General features: G+C 50.9%; 13 protein-coding genes. 7 read left to right on the forward strand and 6 right to left on the reverse strand.

The window, feature by feature from the left end:
- Positions 1 to 252: 252 nt before the first annotated feature.
- The 3 genes from PD282_RS02330 to PD282_RS02340 all read left to right on the forward strand — a co-directional run bounded on the left by PD282_RS02330 (position 253) and on the right by PD282_RS02340 (position 2446).
- Positions 253 to 675 carry a DoxX family protein gene (locus PD282_RS02330; RefSeq protein ID WP_274648785.1) on the forward strand — a complete coding sequence of 141 codons (423 nt, stop codon included), beginning with the start codon at positions 253 to 255 and terminating at the stop codon, positions 673 to 675.
- Between the two features lie 245 nt (positions 676 to 920).
- Positions 921 to 1514: a YdeI/OmpD-associated family protein gene (locus PD282_RS02335; protein WP_274648786.1), complete on the forward strand. Its 594-nt coding sequence runs from the start codon at positions 921 to 923 to the stop codon at positions 1512 to 1514.
- Positions 1515 to 1546: 32 nt separating this feature from the next.
- Positions 1547 to 2446 carry a class I SAM-dependent methyltransferase gene (locus PD282_RS02340; protein WP_274648787.1) on the forward strand — a complete coding sequence of 300 codons (900 nt, stop codon included), beginning with the start codon at positions 1547 to 1549 and terminating at the stop codon, positions 2444 to 2446.
- A gap of 262 nt (positions 2447 to 2708) precedes the next feature.
- Here PD282_RS02340 and PD282_RS02345 read toward each other — a convergent pair whose 3' ends face one another.
- Genes PD282_RS02345 through PD282_RS02360 form a run of 4 tightly spaced genes read right to left on the reverse strand, consistent with a single transcriptional unit; the run spans position 2709 to position 7572 of the window.
- Positions 2709 to 4238: an ABC transporter substrate-binding protein gene (locus PD282_RS02345; RefSeq protein WP_274648788.1), complete on the reverse strand. Its 1530-nt coding sequence runs from the start codon at positions 4236 to 4238 to the stop codon at positions 2709 to 2711.
- A 55-nt stretch (positions 4239 to 4293) separates the two neighbouring features.
- Positions 4294 to 5229 carry a carbohydrate ABC transporter permease gene (locus PD282_RS02350; RefSeq protein WP_274648789.1) on the reverse strand — a complete coding sequence of 312 codons (936 nt, stop codon included), beginning with the start codon at positions 5227 to 5229 and terminating at the stop codon, positions 4294 to 4296.
- A 14-nt stretch (positions 5230 to 5243) separates the two neighbouring features.
- On the reverse strand, positions 5244 to 6167 hold the full coding sequence (locus PD282_RS02355; protein WP_274648790.1) for an ABC transporter permease: 924 nt from the start codon (positions 6165 to 6167) through the stop codon (positions 5244 to 5246).
- Between the two features lie 46 nt (positions 6168 to 6213).
- Positions 6214 to 7572, reverse strand: coding sequence for an ABC transporter substrate-binding protein (locus PD282_RS02360; protein WP_274648791.1), 1359 nt, complete (start codon positions 7570 to 7572; stop codon positions 6214 to 6216).
- Between the two features lie 268 nt (positions 7573 to 7840).
- Between PD282_RS02360 and PD282_RS02365 the strand changes: the two genes are divergently transcribed.
- Both PD282_RS02365 and PD282_RS02370 read left to right on the forward strand, forming a co-directional pair.
- The gene (locus tag PD282_RS02365; protein ID WP_274648792.1) at positions 7841 to 9631 is read left to right on the forward strand and encodes a cache domain-containing sensor histidine kinase; all 1791 of its coding nucleotides are present in this window, start codon (positions 7841 to 7843) and stop codon (positions 9629 to 9631) included.
- 2 nt (positions 9632 to 9633) lie between these two features.
- Positions 9634 to 11265, forward strand: coding sequence for a helix-turn-helix domain-containing protein (locus PD282_RS02370; RefSeq protein ID WP_274648793.1), 1632 nt, complete (start codon positions 9634 to 9636; stop codon positions 11263 to 11265).
- Here PD282_RS02370 and PD282_RS02375 read toward each other — a convergent pair.
- Positions 11258 to 11887 carry a hypothetical protein gene (locus PD282_RS02375; RefSeq protein ID WP_420832340.1) on the reverse strand — a complete coding sequence of 210 codons (630 nt, stop codon included), beginning with the start codon at positions 11885 to 11887 and terminating at the stop codon, positions 11258 to 11260. The two genes, PD282_RS02370 and PD282_RS02375, sit on opposite strands and share 8 nt — an antisense overlap.
- Before the next feature lie 377 nt (positions 11888 to 12264).
- Between PD282_RS02375 and PD282_RS02380 the strand changes: the two genes are divergently transcribed.
- Positions 12265 to 13344 carry a CHAP domain-containing protein gene (locus PD282_RS02380; RefSeq protein WP_274648795.1) on the forward strand — a complete coding sequence of 360 codons (1080 nt, stop codon included), beginning with the start codon at positions 12265 to 12267 and terminating at the stop codon, positions 13342 to 13344.
- A gap of 71 nt (positions 13345 to 13415) precedes the next feature.
- On the opposite strand, the gene PD282_RS02385 is transcribed toward PD282_RS02380, so the two are convergent.
- A complete protein-coding gene (locus PD282_RS02385; protein WP_274648796.1) occupies positions 13416 to 13892 on the reverse strand; it encodes a hypothetical protein in 477 nt (158 codons plus the stop codon).
- A gap of 78 nt (positions 13893 to 13970) precedes the next feature.
- Here PD282_RS02385 and PD282_RS02390 point away from each other — a divergent pair, with 78 nt between their 5' ends.
- Positions 13971 to 14984 carry a phosphotransferase enzyme family protein gene (locus PD282_RS02390; protein WP_274648797.1) on the forward strand — a complete coding sequence of 338 codons (1014 nt, stop codon included), beginning with the start codon at positions 13971 to 13973 and terminating at the stop codon, positions 14982 to 14984.
- Positions 14985 to 15026: the final 42 nt, after the last annotated feature.

The following is a 15026-nucleotide window of genomic DNA, read 5'->3' on the forward strand; positions in this document are numbered from 1 at the left end:
GCGGGGGCGATGATGCATGGATAGACACAAACAGGTAATCCAAAATACTTCGTTGATCTAAAAGCTTCGGCATTAGCCGGGGCTTTTTTAACACTCAAAATGGCTTGCAGTCTTATTCTGCGAGATCAAAATCAGGATTGACATGACACCTAATGGTGTCCTATAATTAAACTGTCACCATATGGTGTCCAATTAGAACGGATTGATCGGAAAGTTTGGAGCAGGAAAATAGGTCATTAGGAGGGAATATTGATGAGTGCGATCACGGGTACGGAAAGAACCGCGGCAGTAACTATCCATCCTCGAGGAAAACGAATTGCTTACTGGACGGTCACCATCTTACTGGCCGTGTCTATCACATTAAGCGGTATCGGGCAGCTGATGCGATTGGGGGGGAATGTCGAGTTAGTCACCCATATTGGTTTCCCGTTATATATCATGAACATCCTCGGTAGCTGGATATTGCTTGGAGTCCTGGCGATCGTCGTGCCCGGTTTTCCCCGGCTTAAGGAATGGGCGTATGCGGGTATCTTCTTTTTAATGACCGGTGCGGCCTTATCCCATGCGTTTGCAAACGATTATGGCGATTACGGTTTTAATTTTATCCTTCCGCTTTTCTATGCTGCACTCAATATCGCCTCGTGGACGCTGCGTCCGAAGAGCCGCAAACTTTAAAGAGCGGTAAAACGAACGGCTGTCCATTCTGTTCGACATTAGCGATACATCTGGGAGCGGGCGTTGCCGCTTTTGCGCAGCAGGTCGAAATCGTGCTCGCTCTCCAGCTTGCCGGGCTCGTTCGATTCGAGCGGTTCGGCTTACATGGGGCGGTTAAGCGGTATTCGAGTATTTGACCATCCGCGAAGCGGCAATACTGGTACTTGGCCGCAAAATCCGTAAATAATGAATAGAGGTGTTCCTTGATGACACAAGGCGAAAGGAATTCGAAGATTGACCCCTTTTTCAGAAAGGCTAAACAGTGGAAGGCAGAATTTGAGATGCTGAGAGATATCGTTCTGGACTGCGACCTGACCGAGGATTTTAAGTGGATGCATCCCTGTTACACGTTTCAGGGCAAAAACATTGTTTTGATCCACGGATTTAAGGAATACTGTGCGCTTCTGTTTCACAAAGGCGCTTTGTTAAAAGATCCCCACGGCATTCTAATCCAGCAAACGGAAAATGTACAGGCGGCGCGCCAAATTCGGTTCACTAACGTTGAACAAATCGATGAGATGCAGCTGATCTTGAAAAGTTATATTTATGAAGCCATTGAAGTTGAAAAGGCCGGCTTACAAGTCGACTTTAAGAAGAACACGGAATTCGTCATTCCCGAAGAGCTGCAAAATAAATTCGTTGAAATCCCGGACTTGAAAACGGCTTTCGAAGCGTTGACGCCGGGCCGGCAAAGAGCGTATATTCTTCATTTTTCCGCGCCCAAACAGTCCAAAACCCGGGAGTCGAGGATTGAAAAATACTTGCCGCATATTCTGAACGGAAAGGGAATCAATGATTAGAAAAAGCAAGCATAAGCGCACGGCGATGGATTTTGATTCATCGCTTATTCTGTTTTCCGCGGAACAAACGGGCGGATCCTGAGTTAAAGAATATATGGTGTCGGAATACTCAAAGTGGAGGTATTATGAACCCGAAGAATGAACAACACAAGCTGCGCGAGTCCTTTAATCAAGCCGCGGCGATTTATCAGCAGGCGCGTCCGGAATACCCGGAAGAATTGTTCGATGATATTATTCAGGTGACCCGTTTGAAGCCCGGTGACCGTTTGCTGGAAGTGGGCTGTGCGACCGGAAAGGCTACGCTCCCGTTAGCCAGGCGGGGCTTTAAGATCACATGCGTAGAGCTTGGCGCGGAGCTCGCTGCGGCTGCCCGGCAAAACCTTGCGGGGATGGACGTCGACATCGTAAACGGGAGCTTCGAGGATTGGCAGCCGGAGGCGGAGAACGGGTTTGATCTGGTATTCGCCGCAACCGCCTGGAATTGGGTGGATCCCGAAGTCCGGTACAAAAAGGCGTGGCAGGTTCTTCGGCCCGGCGGACACCTGGCATTTTGGAACGCGACTCACGTTTTTGCAGACGGCGGGGACCCTTTCTTTCGTGAAATTCAATCTGTTTACGCGGACATTGGCGAAGGGAAACCGGTAGAAAACAACGACTGGCCGCGGCCGGGAGAGCTTCGCGAGCAAAGAGATGAGATCGAGGAAAGCGGCCTGTTTGAGGTTGTTCACATCCGTCATTTCGATTGGGAACGTATTTATCATGTAGACGAGTACATTCAGCTTCTTGAAACCTTCTCCGGGCACATTCTGATGGAGGAATGGAAGCGCGCCAAGCTTTTTGGCGAAATCCGGGCCCGCCTGAGCAGCCGTCCGGACAAGTCGGTTCGCCGCCATTGGGGAGCAGTTCTTCATATCGCACGCCGAAAGGATTGACCAGAGGGAGGCGCAGGGGCCGCGTCATCTGTATCATTGCAGAGGCGCTGCTGGCTCGTCGATGAGGGAGAAGCCGGTTGAGCTATCCGATCTTGTCAAATTATTTGCCCTGCTTCACGGAATCGCAAATAAAGCATATTGTCCGAGCGCAAAGGGAGAAGCGCGATTGAAAAACGCCGCGCTCTCCGGTGAAGGAAAAGAAATCGGCCCCGCCCAAGGAGCCGATTTCCGTAACCGTCTTACCGCGGCTTAACAATCGCACTTAATGCGGGCTGCTTAAGAAAGCGTCGATTTGCTTCTGCACTTCAGTCTGAATTTGATCAATACCGGCCGCTTTAAGCTTATCCTGGAGGGTCTTCAGACCGCTGACCGGATCCACCAGTCCCAGGCGCAGCGGGATTTCATACTGCTGCATGACGTTCGATACGGCGGCATACTGGTTTTTGATCGGGTCCAGGTTCAGCGTGAAATCGTGCAAAGTATCCGGGATGTAGAGCGATTTCAAGTTATCCCGGACTTTCTGCAGGTCGGGCGAGGAGCCGGCCAGGTCTTTGCGGAACCGGTCCTCCCTGAAGCCCCACGCGCCGTAGCCGTCCGGCTCGAAATTTTCCGGATTGAGCGCCTTCAAGGTTCCGTCGGATTCGATCTCGAAGTCCGTGCCTTTAATGCCGTACGTCAATAAATCGTACAAATCCTCATTCTGGCGAACCAGCTCGATCATCATCGCGGCGCGCTCCGGATTTTTGGCGGAGGCCGGGATCGCCATGGCATCCTGGGTATAGGAGGTCAGACGCGAATATTTCTCGCCGGGATAGAACTGTACCTTCCATTCCGGATGGTTGATATAGTCCGAATTGAAATGGTCGACGTTCCAAATTTTCGAGGCCGCCTTGCCGTTGTCGAACATGGAATCGTCCTTGTTGGACAGGACGGACTTCGACCAGTAGCCTTTGTCGGCCCAGTCTTTCATTTGTTTGAAATAATCCGCCCAGCGCGGTTCGTCCAAATAATTGACCAACTTGGGATGGGGATCATTGACCGTGTAGGCCAGCGGAAGATTGCTGTCTATGCCTTTCTCATTGTTTTGCGTCAGAAATTGACCGTCCAGCCCCACGTTGGCGGTGTTGTAATATCCGGTCGGATCGAAGCTCGGTTCATGCTGCTTGATCGTATCCAAATATTTTCCATAATCGTCGATAGAGGTAATGGGTCCAATATTGTACTTCTGCATGAGGTCGCCGCGCATGATATAGCCTTCATTGTCGTAGTACGTATAGTTGGAGGGCAGGGCGTACAATTTGCCGTTGATCGAGGCTTCATCCAAAGCCTTTTTCGGCTCCTCGGCATAGCTCTTCGGCGCGTATTTCTTGAGCAGGTCGGTCAACGGCATGAACGCGCCTTTCTGCGCTTCGGTCGAGTAGTTCAGCCAATTGGCCGTATAGATGAGATCAATCGGCTCGCCGGAAGACAATACGAGCGGATATTTTTGTTTGTAGTCGGCCCAGCCGATCCAAGTCACTTTGACCGTGGCATTGATTCTTTTCTTCAATTCCTCGTTGAACTTCTGCAGCATGGCGTCGTAGCCCTTGCCCGGCGCCCCCAGCAAATACATGTTCAACACGACCGCTTTGGACGTGTCCGGAGCCGTACTGGATGAGCTGCTGCCGGATGAAGAGCCGGAGGAAGCCGCGTCTGAGCCGGAAGGGGCTGTAGAGCTTGAGCTGCTGCATCCGGCCAAAGCCAGAGCCGCCGACGTGAAAACCGCCATCGTGACAAGGCTGAATTTCTTCAATGTTTAACCCTCCTAAAATTTTAGTATGTATTCCCGATAAACCGATTGCTCGGCATTATCCTTTCACGGCGCCTACCGTGATCCCCCGGATGAAATATTTTTGCACGAAGGGGTAAGCGAAAATGATGGGTCCGGTGGCGATGACCGCCATAGCCAGCTTCAACGATTGCGTCGGCATATCCTGTACGTTGACGTTCGCCGTAGCCGAAATCCGGCTGATCGATTCGGACTCGGACAGCATGTTGTACAGCATGTATTGCAGTGGGAATTTCTCGTTGCTCGTAATGAACAGCATGGCGTTGTACCAGTCGTTCCAATATTCCAAGGCAATGAACAGCCCGATGGTGGCCAGAGCAGGCTTGGAGAGCGGCAGGATCAGCTTGTAGAAAATCGTAAAGTCGCCGGCGCCGTCAATCTTGGCCGATTCGCTGATCGCCTCCGGGATGCTGCTCATGAAGCTTCGCATGATGATCAGATAGAACACGTTGAGAATGCCGGGAATAATCAGCGAGAGCAGATTATCCTTGAGGTGATAGTAGCGGATCATCATGATGTAGTAGGAGACCAGACCCCCGTTGAACAGCGTCGTGAAGTAGAAGAAAAACGCAATGACATTGCGGTACCTGAAGTCCTTGCGATTGAGTACGTATCCGGTCATCGAGACCAGGAATAATCCAAGGAAGGTGCCGCATACCGTGACGAAAATCGATACGCCGTACGCCCGCAGGATGTCCTCCGGATAACGAAACAGAATCGAGTAGGCTTTCACCGAAAATTCCTTCGGAATGAGCGAATAGCCGTAATTGGAAATGGCATGATCCGAAGTGAAGGATCCCGAGATCACCATCAGGAAAGGAATCAGGCATAATAAAGCGGCAACGGAGACCAGAGAGTAACCCAGGATGTTAAAAACAACGATGGCTCCGCTTCTCCGGGCCCCGATTTGAGCGCGGTCGCGCAGCATGCGCGCGGATTCGAAACTTGCGGACATAATGGCCGGCCTCCTTAGAACAACGCGTAGTCTTTGTTGTATTTCTTCACGAGAAAATTCACAAAGATGATGATGAAGAAGCCCAGGAACGATTGGTAGAAGGCCGCAGCGGCCGACATCCCGATATCGCCGCTGTTAATCAGCGACCGGAACACGTAAGTGTCGATCACGTCCGTCGCATTGAACAGCTGCCCGTTATTGCCGACAATCTGATAGAACATTTGGAAATCGCCGCGCATGATGCGGCCGATATTAAGCAGCATAAGAATGATAATGGTCGGCATAATGCCGGGAATGGTAATATTTCTAATTTTCTGGAAAACGTTCGCGCCATCGATGTCCGCAGCCTCGTAGCATTCCTCGTCCAGCCCGGCAATGGCGGCGATATAGACGACGGAATTGTAGCCCAGCCACTTCCAGGAGTTGAAGAACAGGATGATATATTTCCATATCGAAGGCAGGCTGTAGAGTGAGACAGGCTTCATGTGCAGCGCTTTCATGACAGTTTGGAGCACGCCCGTCTCATCGTTGAAGAGGTTGTAGACGAACACCCCGACGATAATCCACGACATGAAATACGGGAGAAAAATGATAGACTGTGATACTCGCTTAAACCATTTGCCGTGCAGCTCCGTAAGGACGACCGCGATCAGAATCGCCAATCCGTGCGACGTAATGAGCATGAAGAAGTTGTAGAGAATCGTATTTCTTGTGACGATAAACCCGGTGCCGGAGGTGAAAAAAAACTTGAAGTTATCCAGTCCCGCCCAAGGGCTCCCGAAAATCCCGAGGTTGTACTGATAGTTTTTGAAAGCGAGCAGAATACCGGCCATCGGCAAATACGCGAACATAATAAAATACAGGATGGCGGGAAGTACCATCATGAATAACGTTCTGTTCTTGTTCAGCTCCAACACAATCCCGTTCTTCCGCCTCAATGTCTTCCCTCCTTCAAATAAATGACGGCTGTTCACGAAAGCGCTTTTAATATTTTGCGAATTGATCATGGGTTAGGACAGCCGCATTGTCCAACAGCTGCTCGAATTGCCGGGGAGTCTGCTGCAAGCCCTCCAGTCTCAGAATCCCGTCATTGAACATTTTCTCCGCCTGGGGCACGAAGGCCAGTCCTCCGGTATCGCCGCTGTATGAGGCGGCTTTGCTGTAGATGCCGAGCAGGTCCTGCTGAACGGGAGCTTCCCGGCCCGTAATGAAGCCGCGATAATCCTGAGCGGGAAAAGCGATGCCGCTCTGCCATACGGTCTTCGTCCAGCCTTCCGGCCGAAACATCCATTTCACGAACTGCATCGCTTCTTTTTTATGCACGGAACGGTCCGATACGAGAAAACCGGCTCCGTACCAGGCGTCGAGATCTCCCGCGTGGCCTTTGCCTCCATCGATGGAGGGGATCGGAAAAGCGCCGATCGAAGAGCGCACTTCTTCCGGAAAATTCCGGTCGAACGCGATGCCCATTTCCCATTCCCCCATCATATACATGGCGGCCTTGCCTTGACCGAACAGCGAGCGCGCGGTGGCATAATCGTCGTTCAGAAATTTGCTTCCGAATGCACCGGCTCGAATCCATTCCTGCATGGCCGATGCGGCCAATACCGTCGGCGGATGAAGGAACGAATCCGTTCGATCCATAGCCTTCCGGCTATAGTCCCATGAACCGGAAGCTCGTTCCAGCATGGTTCTCAGCCACAGCATGGAAGTCCATGGGTCCTGACCGTCCATCGCGATCGGGATGATATGGCGGGCTTTCAACACCTTGAACACGTGGAGCAGCTCGGCTTGCGTCGCCGGTATTTTCAGCCCGTTGTCGGCGAAAATCTTCTTGTTGTAATAGAGCACCCAGAAATCCTGATTTTTAGGAAGCCCATAAAGCTTGCCGTCCAGTCGGAACGAATCCAGCGCTTCCGGAACGAATCCCATGTCCTGCACATCGGTGTCCTGCCATTCTGCCAAAGCATGATTGTTGACGAGCGGCGCCAAGAACGTTACGCCGGGCCAATAAGCGAAAATATCGGGCAGCTGATTGGAGGCGTTCTCGATTTTAATCTTATCCTGATACTGCGGGTCCGGAGACAAGGTATCGACAAGGATTCGGATGGAGGGATGCAGCTTCAAATACGTGTCGATCAAACGCTGCTCGACTAACCCTTGGCCTGCCGTCCGGTCCGGGTTGTTGGAGAAGAAGGTCAGTACGACGGGAGGCCGGGCGGACTTCGCTTCGGCGCCGGTCTTTAATCCGGAAGAATTAGACTTGCAGCATGACAGGATGAGAAGCAGCATGGAGCAGGCCGCCAGGCTGGACAGGAATGCCGCCGGCTTCGTTCTGTTCATGGCCAACCACCTTTTGGACTTCATTATAGAGGGCCGGAAGAGCATGCGTAATCCTTCGTTTTTTTGAATTTCTTGTATAGATTTGCGCTGAAATTCGGTTATCCGGAAGCGATTCGGGCAGCATACGCCGCATCGTCGGCCTCGACTTGTATGAATTTTCGGAACATATGTACAAATCTCAGGTTGTTTGAAAGGGCTTTCTTTATTATCATTAGACAAACGGATTTTAACTTGTAAGAAGGAGATACCCCATGAGAGAGTGCCCGCCTTGCTGAGAAGGTATTATAATCTTCCGATACGCGTTAAAATCCTGCTCTGGTTTATTCCGCTGCTGGTTTTAACGATTACATCGACCGGTGTCTACTCTTATGTATCCGCTGCCAATGAAATTGTGGAGAAAATATCGGTCCAGCAGACAGGGACGGCCAAACAAGCAATCGATCATCTGGATTATGTCGCTCAAGACGCGCTCAACTTTGCGGAATATTTATATCTAATCCCGGAAATTCAGCAGCTGCTGTCCGCGCATTCGGCTGACCGGCCGTATCTGGTGAGTTATAATGTAATCGATTCCATCAACCGTTTGATGGTCACGCGGCCCTTTTTTCAATATCTGACGATCTATTCACCCAATTTCCCTGCGATTCAATTTAATAATAAGGGACTGTCAACCGCCATATCCTTTCAGGAGTTCCAAAAGGAATTTCACTATGACCGGATTCTGAAAAATCCGAGCATCGCGAGCTGGAGCGTGGAGGTTCCCGGCCGGGGCCAAACGATCTTCCATGGAGACAGCAAAAATAAACTGCTGCTGACGTGGGTGATGAAGGACGAGGTTACGTTGAAGCCGGATGGCGTATTGATTCTGGGGATTGACGAACAGGATATACGCAATACCTACCTGTCGGCGCTTGCGCAAACCAAGCTGGTCGTCTTCAACAGTCAGGGCACCGTTCTCTCGGACAGCGACGGCAGATGGATCGGGCAATCGGTATTCGCTTTACCTTTCTATACCCTTCCCGTTCACGACACCTCTGAAATCGACCGCGCGATCAGCGGCCGGGACTGGGTCTTCGCCGATCTTAAGTCCGAGCTTACCGGCTGGCATGTGCTGGTCTACCAGCCTCGGACGACCCTGCTGCAGCAGCTGAACCGCATCAAGTGGATTACGATGCTCATCGTTCTGGCGACGCTGATCGTCAGCATATTTTTCTCTTGGGCCGTGTCCGACGTCATTACCAATCCGCTGAAAATCATGCTGCAATCGATGCGAAAATTCCAAATGGGCGACTTCAGCCAGCAGGTCACGGTCAAGGGCAAGGATGAAATCGGAAACCTCGCGATGGGGTACAACGTCATGGTCCGGCGCATCAAAGAGCTGATCGATGACGTATACGCCTCCGAACTGAAGCAGAAGCAGGCGGAATTCAAGCTTCTCCAATCCCAGATCAATCCGCATTTTTTATACAATACGTTAAATACGATCGCCTGGTCGGCACAAGCCCGGAAAGAAGAACAAATCGCCGAAATGATCCTCTCTTTGTCCAATATGTTTAAGATCAGCCTAAGCGCGGATAAGGTGAGCTACACCCTTCAGCAGGAGTTCGATATTGTCGAAAATTATCTGTATTTGCAAAAAATGAGGAATCCGGCGAAGCTCCAGTACGAAACGTCCGTCGATGAGGATATCCGGCCGGTCATCGTGCCGAGGCTCATCCTTCAGCCCTTGGTTGAAAATGCGGTCGTACATGGCATCGAACCGCTGCCGGACGATTCCGGATTCATTCAAGTCCGGGGGATGTCGAGGGAATCCTTCATGGTCGTCGAGGTTACGGATAACGGCGCAGGAATAGCCGAGGATACGCTGCAGGAACTGATCCTCCTGCTGCAAACGGGGCGGCAAGCAAGCTCAAGCCCGGAAAGGGGCTTTGCGCTCGTCAACATCCTCAGCCGGCTGCAGCTTACATTCGGCCGGGATACCCGCATGGACATTCAAAGCAGACTCGGCTCGGGAACGCGTATCACCCTGTCCATTCCGCTAGATAACGGGAGGCGATAAGCATGCTGAATTTATTGATCGTAGAGGACGAGGCTCCTTTTCGCGAAGGGCTGCTCACGATGGTCGATTGGGCCAAGCTGGATATCCGGATCGACGGCATTGTTGAAAACGGTTTCAAAGCGCTGTCCTACCTGGAGTCGGGGACGATTGACATTTTGCTCACGGATATTCGGATGCCCATCCTGGACGGATTGCAGCTCATCGCTCAAGTAAATCACCGGAAACTGGATACCGCCTGTGTTCTCATTTCCGGCTACAACGATTTTGACAACGCGCAAAAAGCGATTCGCCTCGGGGCCTGGGATTTCTTGACCAAGCCTTGTTCTCCGAAGCAGGTGGAAGCGACGTTCCGCAAAGTCGTACAACGGATTTACGAGCGGCATTCCGAGCAGGATAACGTGAATCAGCTGCTGAAGCATATCCCCATCGCCAAATCCCACGTGCTGCTGCAATGGCTGCATCATCCCTTGCAATCCTTCGAGCATCGAATCGAACGAATGGCCGAGCTGAATATGCGGATTCATCCGGAACAAATCGTGGCGATGGCCGTCACATTGGATCGTAAAACGTATAATCAACTGCATTACAGCCAGCAGGATCTGGAAATCTTAACGTATGCGGCCGCCAATATCGTGCAAGAAACGCTGGAACGCGTGCTGCTTCAGCCGGTGGAGGTGGTTCATGACGATTTGGATATTGCCGTCGTTATAAACGGCGCCTCCGAATCGATGACGTTGAGACTGAGAGACGGGCTTCGAGCCGTTCAAGCCAATCTGAACGCCTATTTGAAGCTGACCTCCAGCATCGGTATCAGTGGCACGCACGCTTCTATCGATCAGCTGAACATGGCTTACCGGGAGGCGCGAGAGGCTCTGCAATTCAGATTTTACCAAGGTACCGGAAAAGAATATTATTATCGCGAATTATGCGGCTCGCGCGACCCGGACCACAAGACGGTTGTTGACTGGGAACAGTTAAACATGGAACAGTCCATTGTGGAGCACCTTCGCTCCGGTTTATTCGCCGAGGCTCTGAACGTGACGGAAACGTGGCTGGGCCGGTTTCAGCAAGTGAATACCGGCTCGATCCGAAAAATTCATATTCAAACGATGTCCCTGCTTACCCGTCTGATTCAGCTCGCAGAAGAACGGGACTTGCATTATCGGGATTGGGCCGCCAGCTACCTGCCGCGAGTCGAGCAAATGGAACAAATCGAAACCATCGACGAGCTGTCCGGCTTAATCTATGGAGCAATGCGTGAATTCATCGAGCTGCTGAATCCCAATAAGACGCTGCGGCGAATCGTTCAGCAGGCTGTCCGGTACATCGAAGCGAATTACAACTCTTCGGAGTTGTCTTTATCCGGCGCCGCGAACGAATTGTTCGTGTCCAATACCTATCTGTCCACGTTGTTCAAGCAGGAGCTTGGCATCAATTTTTTGGACTACGCGCATCAGTACCGGATCGAGAAGGCCAAAGGCCTTCTTCAAGCCGGGAATGCCAAGATTCACGCCGTCGCGAAGGAATTGGGTTATTTTGACGAAGCCCATTTCACGCGAACCTTCAAGAAATGGGCGGGCATGTCGCCATCGCAATACCGGAAGACAACCCGGCTGCCAGATCGTTTCAGTTGATCTGATCGCTGTTTAGGCCGGAATTGGTCGCTTGAGCGCCCGGACCTCCGCCCACTCCTTGCTGTTGCTTCGTGTTGGAGCTTTCGATCGCCGCGTTCGTGCCGCCGGCGCTGTAGTCTTTTCCCCCGCTGGCGAGCTGTGTCGCCGCCGTGGTATCGCCGTTCGCTTCATGCACTTTATTGTTCAGGACGATGACGAGGTCTTCTTTTTTTCGAGACCGGCGTCCTCCGCGCTTAGAGCGGCCGCTGTGCTTATGACGGGAGCTGTGTCTAAGCCGGGACCTGTGCTTGCGGCGGCGGCGCTTGCCGCGTCCCTTATGCTTGGACTGCGTGCCTTCCATGCCTGTATTCGAGGCCGTACCTCCGGCTCCGACGCTGTGCTGCTGCCCGGTATTGGAGGAGGCGATGGCGGCGTTGCTGCCGGAAGCGCTGCTTTTACCTGCGCCGCTGGCAATCTGCGTGGAATTCGCTGCATCCGTGAACTGATTGTTGACGATCAGGATGATTTTCAGCCCTTTGCGAAGCGGACGCCGGATTCGGGTCCGGATTCCTTTGGCTCTCACCGTAACCGTCACATGGCCGCCAACGGCGAATTTTTTCCATACCTTCCGTATCGTTCGCACGTCCAACCCGCTTTCTCCTGGATTTCCCCGCCTTCTTTCAAGGTATGCACGATTTGTTCCGGGGCAATGGACATCGTCCCAGAAGGGCGGGACGTCTACAGCAAGCAAGTGGCTGTTCGCCCATCCGAAGCAATCCATGTTTATACGAAGTATGCCATATTGGGCAGCTTACGTTAACGAAAACAATAAAGCCGGCACGATGATGTGCCGGCTGGGAAAACGACCAAAACGGATATTTAAAAAGCCATAAATGCATCATATTCTATAAAAAATTTCAGCATAAGTCTATTCCTTTTCTTGTATGAATTGTATGTTACTTATGAGACTGAGGCGAGATCCGGCTTTAATGGCACCGTTCGCACGGGGAGGATGAAGTGATGGCCTGTCAAGGTACGCATACGCGGGTTGAAAACGTTCGGCTGCTCATCAGTGAAATGGGAATGGCTTTGGATCATTTACTTAAAAAACAGGAAGCAGCTGTACATCTTTACGGAGTATCGACGTTGGCATCAATGCTTGCGATGATGAGAGGACAAAATTCGGAACTTGCATCTATCGCGGGGTTGCTTTGCCACTATTACTTCTATAAAACCGGAATCAACGATTTTCCCGGGCCGAATAGCGCCGAAGCCGCGAGACCCCTGATAAGAGATACCGGTATTTTTACGCCGGAGGAACAAACCGCCATCTTTCGGGCAATATTCTACCAGGATATCCGAGATCGTGTCCATGGCCCATTTGAGGAGATCATCAAGGACGCTATAGTGCTTCATCATTTTTTTCGAAAATCGGGCCGCCAGCCATTACCGCCGTCAGACGTTAAAAGGCTTCGCCGTATATTGAACGATTTAACAATCTCGGCACAATGGGAAGAAGAGCCAATGATCCATGATACACAAACGAGCGGGAACACGAAAGACAAGCGCCGCTTGTTAGCCGACATTTCTGAAGAGCTCGCGAGCCAAAACATTATCGGCATACCAGATGATGAACGATATCGGGAAATCTGCAAGTATTGGCCGGAATCCGATATTTATGAGGTCTTAAGAGGGAGCTGGTGCGCGGCATTCGTGTACCACTGCTGTAGGGAAGCGGGCATCCTGCTGCCGATTCGTTACCCGAACGGCTGCTGCAGATTTGCCGGCGTAGCCGCCTGGTTGGAATGGGCGAAACGAACCGGATTCTTCTTTTATGATGGGCAGGAAGATTATACACCGGAACGCGGCGACATCGTTATCTATGAGAAGCTTTTATCCGATGAATCTCATGACCACATCGGGATTGTTCTCGGATGCGATGACAAAGAAATTCTGGTTGCCGAGGGGAATAGGGATAATCAAAATTATTCTTGTGTTTTTCGCAGGAACAGGCGGCATTGCATTCTCGGTTATATCCGGATCGACAACGATTACCACTATGAATTTGATGGCTGTTATAATCCAAAAACAACAAGTTAATCATAGTTTGATGGTACCTCATCAAGCAATTTAGAATGGATGAACTCTGCTGTACTAACTTAAGATCGCCATCAGGCGGTTTTCTTATCAAAAAGAGAATTTACATCTTTTAGAGGGATGTTTTTTATTTTAAGATACGCCAGTTGATCGGAAACATTTTGTTCAAGGGATAGCTTTGTTGCCGTTCCGGTTTTTGTATCAAGTAATCCTAGTTCTAATGAATTGGCTGCGAATTTTCTTTTGTACAAGACATACTGCTCATCCCATCCAATCCGATAAACGTCAGAATCGACAGCAATAGGTGAATAATCTTGTTTTTTTGCAATAAAATGCAAATCTGAATTACCTTTAAATATGCGGTAATTATTTGGTAAAACAATAATTTCATTTGTGGTATCCCGATAATCGTAAATGAGGTTCGAACAGCCTTCTAATGAGGCCAGCAAAAGACATAAAACACAAATTATTAAACCTTTAACGGGTGCCACCTCCGATTTTATTGAACTCAGATAAACGGCTTCGTATCGAGATACCATCCATTTTATCACAAATAAGATTCGGATTGGAAAGGGGATCGTTCATTTTTGGTCTATTGAAACATTACAAAAGGAAGGATCTACGAAACAATGAGAGAACAACCAAAGATATCAACGGAACACCTTCGTTCCCGTATTCAGGAGCAGTATCTTTTGAGGCTGATCCAGCTTGAGTTTCTTCCGCTAGGATTTGATTTTCAAGCCGGCGTATTCCGTGCGGTGAGCGATCAAGATGCGGCCTACTTAATCAAAGTCACGTCCAGGCCCTTGTATGAACCCGGTTGTCTGGTTCCTCGCTACCTCAACGATCAAGGCATTGATTGCGTCGTAGCTCCTGTCCCTACCGCGTCTGGTTCATTGTGGATTCAGGTGGAGGGCTGGACGGTCATGGTCTACCCGTTTATCTGCGGCGAGTCAAGCTTTACCGAGCTGTCGGACGGGCAGTGGGAGAAGACAGGTGCCGTCTTTAAACGAATACACCGGATCGCGCTGCCGGCTGCCGGCTTCGAGTCCATACGAAAAGAGACCTTTAATCCGAAGGAATATGCCCGGCGGGTTCGTGACTTCGAGGATGTACACGCGCACTCAATAGGCAAAAGCGCGGTAGAACGCAAGCTTCGGGCCGTGTGGATGGCCCATCGGACCACGATTCACACGGTGGTAACCGGAATGGAGAAGCTGGGGAATGCACTCCAAAAACAGAAATTAACGTACGTCATTTGTCACGCGGACCTGCATCCGGCCAACCTGATTCGTAGAGATAACGAGGTGTTTGTCATCGATTGGGATGAGATCATGCTGGCTCCGAAAGAGCGCGATTTCATTTTCGTTGCGCAGCCCGAGGCCCATCCGTTTTTTGCCGGATATGGAGACGCGGAAATGGACTGGCCGGCGCTCACTTATTACCTTTTGGAACGGGTAATTCAGGATTTGATCGAGTGCGCGCAAGACGTCTGCTTCAGGGATGATCTGGGGGAAGACAGCAAGGAGGACGCCTTGCGGCTATTTCAAGCGATCCTGGAAGTGGATGGGGGCTTCATCGATACAGCCGTGACGGCGGGGAAGCATCTCCCATCCGACCTCATGTTCCGCATCGAAAAGTGATCTTATCATCCTAAGGCGGGCGCGTAAAAAAGGATTTGCTCA

Origin of the sequence: Paenibacillus humicola, assembly GCF_028826105.1 — a bacterium.
Lineage (GTDB): Bacteria > Bacillota > Bacilli > Paenibacillales > Paenibacillaceae > Paenibacillus_Z > Paenibacillus_Z humicola.

Excerpts from the sequence above, each read along its gene's own strand:
- PD282_RS02360 (WP_274648791.1), bottom strand. The coding sequence starts at position 7,572 with ATGAACAGAACGAAGCCGGCGGCATTCCTGTCCAGCCTGGCGGCCTGC.
- PD282_RS02350 (WP_274648789.1), bottom strand. The coding sequence starts at position 5,229 with ATGTCCGCAAGTTTCGAATCCGCGCGCATGCTGCGCGACCGCGCTCAA.
- PD282_RS02380 (WP_274648795.1), top strand. The coding sequence starts at position 12,265 with ATGGCCTGTCAAGGTACGCATACGCGGGTTGAAAACGTTCGGCTGCTC.
- PD282_RS02330 (WP_274648785.1), top strand. The coding sequence starts at position 253 with ATGAGTGCGATCACGGGTACGGAAAGAACCGCGGCAGTAACTATCCAT.
- PD282_RS02390 (WP_274648797.1), top strand. The coding sequence starts at position 13,971 with ATGAGAGAACAACCAAAGATATCAACGGAACACCTTCGTTCCCGTATT.
- PD282_RS02370 (WP_274648793.1), top strand. The coding sequence starts at position 9,634 with ATGCTGAATTTATTGATCGTAGAGGACGAGGCTCCTTTTCGCGAAGGG.
- PD282_RS02335 (WP_274648786.1), top strand. The coding sequence starts at position 921 with ATGACACAAGGCGAAAGGAATTCGAAGATTGACCCCTTTTTCAGAAAG.